Below are 12,953 nucleotides of genomic sequence, written 5' to 3'. Positions count from 1 at the left end.
ATTTTGTTGGACATTATCCAATATTCTAGTTTAACCTGGCATATTCCTTCCCAAATTCATTAAAAATCACTTATTATCTACAATAATCTCCAAAATTAGCGTCGAGACCCCAAAAAGCGACATTCCTTCGTTCGAAATTTGCACCAAATCAATCCTAAAATAAAAAAAAGCGATGCTTAATAGTTAAAAACCATTAAGAAATCGCTTTTTTTCAATGTTATGCAATGTTATGATTAGCCCTTTGGCGAAAGCTCAATTTTCATGTCATCAAGGTACAAAGTTGTCAGACCCTCATAGCCGGAGTCGCTGCCCACAATGACATAAAGCTCACCCTTCTCGTTGGTTTGCAATGTTGCCGTATAATCCATGGCGACTGGCTGAAAGCCTTTCAGCGAATCATCCGGCTGCACCATGTTTCCAACGATCTTCATATCTTTGCCTTCGGTCTTCTGATTGCCTTTATCCAAATTCATTCGATAGTAATGATCGCCACCGCTATCAACTTTGACAGCTTGAGGCTCCTTGCTTACAAAGCCTGCTTTAATGCTGACAGCCTCTCCAGGAGCGCCGCCAACCCCCATCATCCCGCCAGATTGATCGCTATACAGCTTAAAGGATAATGATGCTTGATATACCGTATTTGGCTTCAGCCCTTCGATCTTCTTCGTCGCGAACATAAACAAATCATCGCTGCGATTCATCCCTTTAAGCTTCAGTGCGTAATTGGTCTTGTTATTCGCAAGAGGAAGCAGTTCTCTAGCATATTGCAGCTCGTAAATATCCGGATTGTAGTCTACTGGCAGATCGGCAAAAGCTCCCTTCCAGCCTTCCTCGCCCTGGTCAAAGTTATAATGGAGCGATAGCGCAGCCTCACTCGTTTGCACGGTAACTTTCTTCTGCTTCGCGTCCCAGCTCGTTTTTGCTCCTAACAGCTGTGCTACCATTTTTGCTGGTATGAAGGTCGTGCCTTTAATAATAACAACTTTGGCAGGCAGCTTCACGTTCTTAATGAAGCTCCCAACTACCGCATCGCTATTCTGAGTGAGAGTCACCGCAAGTCCAGCACGGGTTAAAATAATTTGTTTCGCTGCTGCATCCAATTGAATGTTTGCTTGCAATCCCTCAGCCAGCGCTCTGACAGGAACCATCGCAATGCCGTTCTGTAAATAAGGCGCCACCGCAAGCTTATGCTCACCGCGGTAATCAATCGATTTGGTGCTTCCTATTTGAAATTGAAGAGGAGCAGGTGAAACGGCTGAAGCGCCATAAGCGGTTGCTCCGCTAGCTGCTGCACTAAGAAATAAAGCGGACGAAAGAGATGCTATCATGAGGTTTTTATTTAACAATTGTTTAAAGGCCATTTGTCTACCATCCTTTGTTGTTAGTCATTTGGTGCGTACCCAAACTAACGAACAAAGATGAATATAAGTTGCATATGGCTAATTTTTTATGACTTAAGACTCTGCTCCAGATCTTCAAGCAAATCCTCGCTATCTTCAATCCCGACTGATATTCGCACTAAACCATCCGTAATGCCAAGCTGCTTCCGCCGCTCGCTTGGTATAGATGCATGCGTCATTCTCGCGGGAACGGAAATAAGACTCTCTACAGCACCTAAACTCTCGGCAAGCGTAAAATATTTCAACTTTTTGATCATCGCAGACGCTTTCTCCGCGCTGCCTACGTCAAATGATATAATGCCGCCAAAGCCGCGTGCCTGCCTCTTCGCAAGCTCATGCTGCGGATGGCTCAGCAGCCCCGGGTAATAGATGTTTTGAATGGTTTCCAAACGCGATAAATAAGCGACGATTGCCTCAGCATTCTCTTCATGAGCTTCCATGCGCAGGCCAAGTGTCTTCAACCCGCGGATGAGCAGCCACGAATCCTGAGGGCCAAGCACGCCTCCCGTCGCATTTTGCACAAAATGCAGCTCTTCCCCCAGCTTATCGTTGCTCACAACAGCAAGACCAGCGACAACATCGCTATGCCCGCCAATATATTTGGTAGCGGAATGCAGCACGATATCAGCGCCTAGTGTTATCGGGGTTTGCCAATATGGCGTGCTGAACGTATTGTCCACAATGAATAGCAGCTGCCTTGCTTTGGCCCAAGCGGCTACACCTGCAATGTCCGTTACTTTAAGCAGCGGATTCGTCGGCGTTTCCACAAACAATGCTTTTGTATTCGGCTGAAGCGCCTTCTCCATATCTTCTAGGCTCGTCGTATCCGCAAAGGTCGCTTCAATCCCCAGTCGGCTCAGCACCTTCGTCACAATTCGATACGTCCCCCCGTACACATCATCCGTCAAAATAATATGATCGCCAGCGCTCAGCAACGAAAACACAGCGTTAATTGCTGCCATGCCTGAGCTAAAAGCAAAACCTCTTGCACCTTCCTCTAAATCAGCAATATACTGCTCCAGTGCATGACGCGTTGGATTGCCCGTACGTGAGTATTCATAGCCTTTATGAACGCCGATGTCGTCCTGTTTATAGGTGCTCACTTGGTAAATGGGAACACTGACTGCACCTGTAAAAGGGTCAAAAGGGCTGCCTCCATGAATGAGCTTTGTTTTTCGCCTCAGCTTAAGCACCTCCGTTGTAAATCTGTTTGCTTAAGTACCTCTCACTGCCATCTGGAAAAATAGTAACGATTCGGCTGCCGGGCGCAGCTGCTTCCGCTTCAAGCAGCGCAGCATGCAGAGCGGCGCCCGATGAGCTGCCGACAAGCATTCCTTCGAGCTGCGCCAGCTCCTTCACCCTTGCAAAAGCATCCTCATCCTTTATCGTATGAATGGCATCGAAATAGCTGCTATCCATAAATGGAGCCAGCTTCTCCACGCCAATTCCCTCTATCCTATGCGGCCCTAGTGCTCCGCCGCCAAGTATGGAGCCTTCCGGCTCAACAATAACCGTCTTCACCTTTGGGCTCTGCTCCTTCAAATACTGCGCTGTTCCCATGAAGGTGCCCCCCGTTCCCGCTCCGGCAACAAACACATCAACCGTACCATTCAAATCATGCCATAACTCGGGGCCTAACGTTTTGTAATAGGTTAACGGATTTGCTGCATTAGAAAACTGCCTTGGCGAATAGGAACCGGGTATTTCCTTCATCAGCTCTTCCGCCTTCTGCACCGCGCCCGCTATGCCAAGCTCTGTTGGCGTATTTACAACTTGTGCGCCAAGCGCCCTCATCAATTGCTGCTTCTCTATGCTGAATTTATGGGGGACAACAAAGATCGTCGATACTCCCCGTCCGATCGCCGCCAATGCCAGACCTATTCCCGTATTGCCTGCTGTCGCTTCGATAACGGTTCCTCCGGGCTTCAGCTGTCCGTTTGCGAACGCGGCATTCAACAGCTCGACACCAAGCCGATCCTTGACGCTTCCTCCCGGATTTTTATACTCAAGCTTCGCATAAAGCGTTACACCTTCCGGCAGCGCAAAACCTGTAAGCTCAACTAGCGGCGTATTGCCAATTAGTGCGTGGATATTGTGATACAACGCCATTTGCAATCCCTCCCACGACTCCTATTTCCTCCTACGCGCATCCTTTACTCAGGCTATACTCTTCATCATATGAAGCTGCATCTCTTTGTGTTTATGTCCCGTATGCCTACTTTTAGGCGTTATTCAAGCCTACAAGCAAAAACGCCYTCAGCGTCCTCTGGATGCTGAAGCAGCTTTGACGGAGAAATATAAACCCTATATTAGCTAAAAAACTTATAAATTCTTATATTTTAAAAAAGGGATGCTCCTCAAGTAGAAAAGTCTACTTAAGGAGCATCCCCTTATCATTAAGCCTCGCTCAGTCCCCACCCGATTGCATGTTTTGTCGTCTGTTCAAGCCACTCATTGCTTGCGAAGTTTGGTATGTCCTTTGTTACCGTAAGCGTCGACTGTCCTTCAAAGCCGGGATGCGGGCAATGCACAGCCGTGTTCTCCCACTTCTCCGAACCATTTCTTCTAAAAAGCAAACGGTATTCATACAACCCCGGCTTAATCTGCTCTGACACGATCTGAACGGTTTTCTCAAAGGAAAATGTCGTGCGATAGCCTTCCAACTGGCTCATCGTACCTGCCATGAGAACAACAGGCTCCGCCCGTTCCACCTCGCTCGAAGGATACAAAATTAATTCGTATTCCATGCCCGGCTCGCCATAGACGATAAGAAGAATAGGCAGTCCCACAACAGCAATTTTGGGCGCTTCCACAAATACAGGCTGATGTATCGGCTCGAATAGCTCAGATCGCTCCCACTCTTCCTGCACTTCGCTAGCTCTGCGATAATGCCATGTCCCCTCTATTGGCAAATCCACTTGATTCAGAAGAGCTGTTAAGCAGGTTTTTGCGCTTTGGAATGGATCTGTACAATTGTTATGTCCGTAACGGTAGCCGATTTCATGCCTAACGTCCACGCCATGCCTGCGGGCGCGATCAGCCCACTCAAAGGACAGCCAGCTTGAGGTATACGCGTCATGCGTTCCATGTGTCAGCCAAACCTTAGTCCCTTTGGACTTCAAGGCATGTATGATTTGATTCGACGCTGGGCTTCGCTCGCTCGCAATAAGCCCCATATCATCACTACCAAGCAGCGTTGTGAAGAATAGATCAACTGCGCTGTGACCGTTCGCTTCCTGCCAGCCAGGCTGCCACGCGTATTTATAACCCGTATCCTCGCAAACCGCGCGCCAGCATACCGGACAGGTAGGATTAAGCATTTCCTTAAAAGGTTCTCCAAAAGCGAGCGGCACATTATAGCAGATGGCATAACGAACGGAGTACACACTGCTATTCGGATTACCCGCCGCAATTAAGCTTGTTATGCCTCCGCGTGAGCCGCCAACCGTCACAACAGCATTCCCATCCACGGCGAACTGCTCGATAGCGGTCAGGAACAGATCGTCCAAGTTCTCATACACGGAACCATGCGTCGTTCTCGTACCGAACGAACCTCCGCCGTTCCATATGATGCCGACTGCACCTTTCCCTGTGTCCAGTAACGTCTGGCCAAGCACGTTTAGAAGAGCTGGCCCAACATTTGCAAAAACATTTTCATTCTGATCATAAAACCCGCTGAATAAAGCAGGATACCGTACTTCAGGTGTACGAGACCACTCTGGAGGAAGGATGTAGCTAACCATACTGCGATGCTCACCTTGACCCGCAATACGTCCATGCACAAGCTGAAAAGCAGGCAATCCCTCTAGCTCATCAAGTGCCGTCCCCGGATTGCGGAAAATGACAGAATAACCCGTAAGTTTCATCACTTCATCCGATAGCTTCAAAGCTACTTCATCCGTCACGCGAACCATGCTATACGTCTCGCCAATATAGCGTTCATAGGCTGGTGTCCTTTGATGCTCGCCGCCCTTTTCCCCTGCGAACAAAGCATAAGCATCCGTCCGGTAATAATAAGGACTGGCGATATCATTGTCCTGCAGCGGCAGTTCGACTTCACGTTCGCCCGTTTCCTCATGCAGTCGAAGAACACCGATTCCATCGGTGCCGCCTGCCTGTGGACCGCCTCTGCCGCCATTTAATGCGGCATTCCAATTCGTCACAATCGGAAAATCATTATACAGCTTCTCTGTGACAATGGTATAAATGCCAGCTGTCGCCGATTGTATTCGAACAAGCCCACGATAGAAATCCACCTGCTCTACTTCCAAAAACTCAACATTTTTATCCGTATAACGAGCCGCTTTAATCGTTGCTTCGCTTTCCGTAAGAGCTGCTAAAAGCTTCGGGTTCACCTTTATATCTGCGAACGACGAGGTACCATCAAGACTAGTAAACGGGCTAATAGGGACATAACGGACAGGAGCAAAAATCAAATTATTTGGGCTCATAAGCAGCCTCATTTTTCATTGAGTATGGCAAAGCATTACTTAGTGTTACTGACCCAGAAGGCGCGTCCACCATATGGAATTGAAGCTCCGCTCCAGCCGCTAGCTGATCATGACTGATCGACAGCTTATGCCACGGTTCGCCGTTTACACTCAGTTTATCCCAATATACATTTTCAGCGCCGTTGTTCTCCGCTTCAATGACAAGCTCCTTGCCGTTCTCCAATTGTATGGTCACTTTGCGGAACAAGGGGCTGCCCATGACATATTCCGGAGTTCCGGGACAGAATGGATACATCCCAAGCGCACTCCATATATACCACGAGCTCAAGCTCCCATTATCCTCATCGCCAGGCAGTCCATCAGGCCTGCTGCTGAATAGCTCCTTCATCGCTTTTCTTACCCAATATTGCGTTCGAGACGGCTTGCCGATTACGGTATAAATATAGGGAATATGGAAGCTAGGCTGATTGCTAATGGCAAACTGGCTGAAATCTATAGCAGCCATTTCCGACATTTCATGAATTTCCGTGCCGTACGTGCCCGTTTTGAACAGAGGAGGCATCGTCATCAGTTCATCGAGCTTTTTCGCAAAAGCATCATTTCCGCCCATCAGCTTTGCTAACCCAGCTATATCATGCGGTACAGACCAGCTGCACTGCCAAGCCCCGCCTTCGCAAAACGGGTTGCCCCATTGCAAAGGATCGAAGTGCTCCTGCCACTGCCCTTGCTCATTGCGGCCTTTCATGAAACCCTCGCCAGCATCAAACAGCTTGTTATAGTTCGCCGCTCTCTCCATAAAGAAACGATAATCCTCTTCTTTGCCGAGGCCTTTTGCCATCTGAGCAATGCAGAAGTCACCGTAATAATAATCCAAGGCGTTGCTCACGCTTTCGTGGAAAAGATTATCCGGCAGATAGCCATATTCGATATAAGCTGCCAATCCTTTTCGTCCATGCTTCCCATCACTGGAAGCGAGTGTGGCATGCTTGCGCAGTCCCTCGTAAGCCGCTTGCACATCAAACCCTTGAATGCCTTTCACATAAGCATCCGCTATCGCAGCATCGATCAATGTACCCGGCATGGCACTTCGTTCCGCAGGCGAAATCCATTTGGGCATCCAGCCGCTTTCCTTATAAATATGAACCCATGCTTCTGTCATTTCACCCAGCAGGGAGGGAAATAAAAGGCTGTACAGCGGAAGGCTCGTACGATAGATATCCCAAAAACCAATATCCATATACATAGGGCCTTTATGAACGTTACCGTCATAAGCACTAAAATGCACTTGTTCCCCAGCAGGGCTGTATTCATGCCATGTACGAGGAAATAGACAAGTGCGATATAAGCATGTATAGAAGGTGCTCATCTCATCCTTATCTTCACTTTCCACCTTTATTGTGCTCAGTCGTTGCTCCCAATCCTGTGCAGCTTGTTCCTGCAATTGCGCAAAGCTTAAATCCCCCAGCTCCTGCTGCATATTCCAAAGCGCCTGCTCATGGCTGATGAAAGAAGTGCCAAAGCGAACATTAACGATCCCAGACGCAGGGACATCAAGTCCAGCGAATGCGCCTACTCGTTCTCCCGCTCCTGCCAGCTGCTCGCGCACAGCAAAATCCCCATTAAATGTACCGCTTTGCTCTTCCTGCAAATCACAATCAAAGTCCATAACAAAGTACATCGCAAAATTCTCATGTACTTCCCCGTGATGAGCACGAGTAAAGCCCGTCACGCGTCGATTGACGCTATCAATTAAAATCGAGGATTCCCCTTCAAAAGGAGACACGATAACTCTGCAGTCCTCTCTCCTGTCGAAAGTAAATTTAAGGCGCGCACTCCTCATTCCCGGAACCAGCTCCAGCGATGCTTCATAACGAGGAAGCCGAATTCGAAAATAATGCGGCTGCACGACCATTTCCTCTGGTCTGTAGGAGGAAGCACGGGAATCCGCATCTAAATAAATAGGCCCGCTCTGCGGCATGACAACAAGATGCCCATAATCCCTTATCCACGGGCTAGGCTGATGCGTTAGCCGCAGGCCTTGAAATCTGCGGTGGGAGGGATGGTAAAACCACCCCGCTCCGTCCTCATGGGATTGCGGACTCCATGAAGCAGTACCCCAAGGTCTTGAAACGAGCGGGAGCGTATTTCCATTCGAGAACGTATACACAGAATCCGTTCCTTGCAGCGGATTAACATAAGACAAATAGTTCATGGAAACGACCTCCGAGTAGTTGGCTAATGTTGATTTGGCCTGCCATTTTCATCTTATGATAGCGCTTTATATCGTAGGATAATATCCGACAACCCTGCGAAATGGTTAAGTAGGCTTCCTTTTTTGCTTAATTTCCTATAAAACCCTTGATCTCCTTGCAAATTTCCAGCAACCAGCCGATTTTACAATAGAAAAAAAGGACCACCCTCCTGTTTTTCAACAAGAGTGCAGTCCTTTCAACAAACCTATAACCCCATCAACCGGAAAATAACTGCTGCTGCTTCCGCGCGGGTAGACAAGCCTTTTGGTTTGTATAATCCATCCTTGTACCCTTTGATGAATCCCGCCTGCTGCAAAGCCATAATTCCCTCCAAAGCGTAACCGCTTATTTGGCTCTGGTCCTTAAAAATATCCGATTCGCCAGCTGCTTTTGGCAGCTTCACAACCGCCTCTATTGCGCGGAAAGCAATGACAGCCATTTCCTCACGTGTAATGACATCCGATACGCCAAACGAGCCGTCCCCTTTTCCGTTTACAATACCCAGCGCCTGAGCTGTGGAAACCGCAGCATAATACCATGCTTCCTTACGGACATCCGTAAAGCTGCTAGACCCTGCAGCAGCAGGTGCCAAATCGAGGGCATTGACGAGAAGCTGAACAAACTCGCCGCGGGTAATGGAACGGTTAGGCTCAAACCTGCTCTCCCCCACACCTTTCACAATTTCACGAGCTGCTAAAGCTTCAATAATCGTCCGCGATGCAGCGTTGACGTCTGTAAAATGTACATTCGCATAGGCTGCTGCGTAACGGCTAGAAAGATTAGTCTGGAAAGTTACCGTCCCCGTAACGGAATCGTATTTTACTTGTTTCACCGCTTCTACACGGCCATCTTCTAGAATTGTATATACAACAACCTGATGAGCCTGCTCTTCTGGCTTCAGCTCGTATTTCATTGTCGCCGTCATTGGCGACTTCGAATCAAACTTGCCAACCGCTGCTCCATCAGCCTTAACGAAGAAATCGTAAATCGTATTGCCTTTCCATTTTTGCTGTAAGCTTTGCGGAAGCGAGGCATCTCCTTGCTGGATAATTGAGATCTCCACCTGCTTCGAGCCAGCTGGAAGGCTACCTAAGAGAGCTTCTACTGGAATGGAAAGCGATGCGCCATTTGCGGTGACCATCAATTCTTTTGCCTTGGCGTTCCCATCCTTTAGCGCTGCTGCGGAAATGTGAATGGAAGCGCCCTTAGCATCTGCTCCAGACGGTACCACATTAATGACCAATTGCCCGTCTTTCGCGCCTTCGACTGTTTTGTTAAGCTCCTCGTTGGAAATATTGATTTGAGCAATCCCCTTGTCGATACTAGCTCCTTTTGCTGTAATGATGCCCTTATCAATCGTGTTCAAGCTGCCGCTGCCGCCTGTGCTTCCCCCTGGTGTCGGTGGAGTGACCGTTGCTTTAGCTAGCAGCTGGAAAGTACGGAATAGCGCCGGGTCCTTCACTCCGCCAATACCCGAGCCCCACTCGATATATCCTTTGCGGCCTGCACCATCATTATCGTTGACCAGCATCGAGAAGCTTAATGCTTGATTCGCAGCGGCTTGGATCGGATAAAGCTCGCTCCAAGGAAGCTTCAGCTCATAGGAAGTAACCTTCGTCTCTTCATTTCGCGTTACGTTAAGCGTCCCGTTCGTTACTGAGCCTGTTGATTTGCCTTGCATCGTAAGCCAGCGATAAATTTGTGGCCCGTCCGGCGTCTGCGAAATGCCGTATTCATACCAGGACTGGCTCTCGCCGGGAACACCCGGCGCTACGCTGAACTGAATACCATCGTTTTGCCAAATCGAGCTGCCGAAAGCTGCATGGTTAAACACATCGTCTTTTATGCTTGCTGAGAGATAGAAAAAGCCTTCATCCCAGCGCAGCTTGGCTGTACCGCTTAGGTCATCGTCGCCTTGAAAACCTGTCATTACATTGCTGCCTTTCGCCAAATCAATCGTTATAGGCTGGCGGCTGTCCGTTTCATGCAATATACGGTTAAAATCAATCTCTCTTGTCATATGAATGTTCTCATATCCGGCAATTTCAACCTTCAAATCAAGCGGATATTTAACCCCTTCAGCCAAGCCCGGCAAAGAAATAACATACGTCGATTGCCCGTTTGGCGCGACGACAGGGACATTCGTATCCGTGCCGCTGATTGTGCCGAGATCCGAACCTTTGCCAACCTCCCAAGCGATCTTTCCAACCCTTAAGCTGTCTTTTTCAGAGCTGTTTACGAACTGAAGACGGAGCGACTTGCTGCCGCTATCATCATCGGTAATACTCGGTATGACCTTCAAGCCTTGGAAATACAATCTCAAATCATCGATAGGCGGCTCCGGCAGCGTCGCTGGATCTAGGCCTGCTCCGTTATAAGCGCCAATATTCGGAGCTTCCGTGCCCGATACCGAATTCCCCCAATAATCAAGACCGCCATTGTCGGCAATGAGCGTACCCGCACCCAAAGCAGGAGAACCAGCTCTTAGCTTGTAACCATCAACCGTATTCCAGCCTTTGCTGCCTCCGCCTTGATAAACGAGCATCGGGTTAGCCGTAACTTTATTCGGGTCAGCAGGCTCATTGATCGGATGGTTGCCGTAAAACAAGTTATGATCAAAAACGCCATTCATGCCCGGCACATGATAATCGCCTGTTCCAAGATTATAGATAAGATTGTTTTTGAATGAAAAAGCCGCCTGCAAATCCCCTGCTTCATTCCACTCATGATCCATAATTTTTGTATTTTGACCTGTTCCGATATAAATGCTGTTGTTGTAAATTTGCGTATTAGGCGAAACTCCGCCCGCAAAATTAAACGTATGAGTCAGGTCGTTTTGGCTGATGTTGTATCTAACCACGTTGTTTGAAGAGCCGACCAGCACGCCCGGTGTTAAGCGCGCATCCACAAAGAGAATAAAGCCGCCTTTATTATCGTGGCTGTAGTTGTATTGAACAACGCTGTTGTTCGTATCAATATCTAGATTGAAGCCTTGACCGTCGCCTTCCGGCTTATTCGTATTAAAGGATTCGTTAAACTGCACCACATTGTTTTTGCCTCGAGTTGGCCAAATCGCAGCTGAACCGTTAAACTCACCGACCTCAGAGTAATTGCCGCCGCCTTCTGCCACATTATGTTCAATTAACGCACCATCTACGCCGAAAGTAAGAATGCCGTCGCTATCGGCTTGCTTCACATAGTTTTGACGGATTTTCACACCAGTTGAAGCAAAATCCTGCCCATTCCAGCGCTGATCCCATACGACAATGCCCGTTCGTCCAATACGCTCCACCGTATTTCCTTGAATGAGTACTTGATCGAACTTATCCGTTGCCGTGGTGCCGCCTACATATACGGAAATGCCCCCAAAGGCATGTGGTCCGCCCTCTGCTCCTGATTCAGTCGGATATCTGAAGCTGCTTGATACGTCATGCACATAGTTATCCAAAATCTGAATGTTTGTCAGCGTACCCGCGTTTGCATTTTCAACAAGAATGCCCTCTCGGTACGTCGTTCCGCGTTCAGCGGCGTAGTTGGTTACCTCCAAATTTTGGATAACAACGTTAGAAGAATTGCGAAGATATACAGCGCCCCCGGCCATGCCGCCGCCGTTAATGATTGGCTTGCTGCCACTGCCGTAAGACGTAATTGTTATCGGAGCTTCCGCTGTCCCGCTACCCTTGGGATACAGCCGCTCGTTCCATACGCTGCCTTTTTTGAGCAAAATGCGGTCACCCGCTGCAAAAGTCGTGTTATTGACGTTGGCAAATGATTTCCATGCCGTGTTTTGCGATTTGCCGTCATTGCTGTCGCTGCCAGCCTCGGCATCTACGAAATAATCGCCATCGCCTCCTGTGCCGCCGCCATTTCCAGGCACCACATTCGCAAGCGTTACAGAGCCCAGCTGCATGAGCCAATTCGCCAGATCGCCAGATAATTCTACTTTCAAATAATTAATGTCTGCGGGCAGCGGATCAGCCGGCGTATATGTAGCCCCTGACCAAGCCCCGTCCCCGGTCGATTCAGGCGTATCATGTACAGCAGCAAGCTCTGTCCACACCGCGCCATCCGGCGAGCCATAAAACGTAATAACACCCGTTGAACCTGCGAAGAAGTGAAGTCTTGCTGCAAAATGCTTAATGCCATGCAGATGATAAACGACTGACTCATCCGATACGGCCGTTCTCACAATTCTAGAAGCATCCCCGCCAAAAAAAGCCGGATTCGTGTTGTCTATTGACCAATTAGCCGTAAACGAAGCAAGCTTGGACATGTCATCAAGCTTATCGTCAATCGTCTGAGGTGCCGTTGACAGATTGGAAACCGTAATCGATCCAAGCTGCATGAGCCAAGTATCGATATCTCCGCTCAGTTCAATTTTCAAATAATCGATTCCGCTTGGCAGTGCTCCCGAGGAACTGTATTCCGTTCCATACCAGCCGGAGCCTGTTCCTACAGGATCTGAATATTGAGAAGGAATTTCTGTCCAAGCAGAACCGTCCGCTGAGCCATAGAACGTAACGACCGCAGTTGATCCGGAGAAATAATAAGCTTGCAAGGCAAAGGACTGAATGCCATTCAGCTTATATACAGCATACTCCGTCGTCGTTGACGTTCTAACCGCCCTAGAATCATCGCCTCCAAAAAAAGGCGGATTCGTATTGTCAAATGTCCAGTTTGGCGAACTCGCAAACATCTTGGAGTTATCCGTTAACGCATCTTCAATCGATACTGCATCATGCGCAGATACGCTCGCAGCTGGAAATGCCAGCATGCTGAGCAGCGTGAGGATCAGCATCGCATTCATCCACTTCTTCAACATTTTTCATGGCTCCCTCTTAAAAAGTAAT

At 48.5% G+C, this 12,953-nt stretch carries 6 protein-coding genes; all 6 read right to left on the bottom strand.

What is annotated here, in order from left to right; all coding sequences use genetic code 11:
* Nucleotides 1–233: 233 nt before the first annotated feature.
* A complete protein-coding gene (locus AC1DPK_RS14420) occupies nucleotides 234–1,361 on the bottom strand; it encodes a copper amine oxidase N-terminal domain-containing protein (RefSeq protein WP_477510741.1) in 1,128 nt (375 codons plus the stop codon).
* 86 nt (nucleotides 1,362–1,447) lie between these two features.
* Nucleotides 1,448–2,584, bottom strand: a complete 1,137-nt coding sequence (locus AC1DPK_RS14415; protein WP_477510787.1) for a bifunctional cystathionine gamma-lyase/homocysteine desulfhydrase — start codon at nucleotides 2,582–2,584, stop codon at nucleotides 1,448–1,450.
* A gap of 1 nt (nucleotide 2,585) precedes the next feature.
* Complete coding sequence (locus tag AC1DPK_RS14410) at nucleotides 2,586–3,509, bottom strand: PLP-dependent cysteine synthase family protein (protein WP_441910624.1); 924 nt, start codon at nucleotides 3,507–3,509, stop codon at nucleotides 2,586–2,588.
* Nucleotides 3,510–3,796: 287 nt separating this feature from the next.
* Nucleotides 3,797–5,851 (bottom strand): hypothetical protein, encoded by a 2,055-nt coding sequence (locus AC1DPK_RS14405; protein WP_477510740.1) that lies wholly within the window; start codon nucleotides 5,849–5,851, stop codon nucleotides 3,797–3,799.
* Nucleotides 5,838–8,063: a GH92 family glycosyl hydrolase gene (locus tag AC1DPK_RS14400; RefSeq protein ID WP_477510739.1), complete on the bottom strand. Its 2,226-nt coding sequence runs from the start codon at nucleotides 8,061–8,063 to the stop codon at nucleotides 5,838–5,840. The genes AC1DPK_RS14405 and AC1DPK_RS14400 overlap by 14 nt, the downstream gene beginning before the upstream one ends.
* 245 nt (nucleotides 8,064–8,308) lie before the next feature.
* Complete coding sequence (locus tag AC1DPK_RS14395) at nucleotides 8,309–12,925, bottom strand: S-layer homology domain-containing protein (RefSeq protein WP_477510738.1); 4,617 nt, start codon at nucleotides 12,923–12,925, stop codon at nucleotides 8,309–8,311.
* Between the last annotated feature and the right edge of the window lie 28 nt (nucleotides 12,926–12,953).

The organism is Paenibacillus sp. 01T424 (assembly GCF_056398745.1).
The sequence above is the reverse complement of the archived record's forward strand: the minus strand, read 5'-3'. Positions and strand labels throughout refer to the sequence as shown.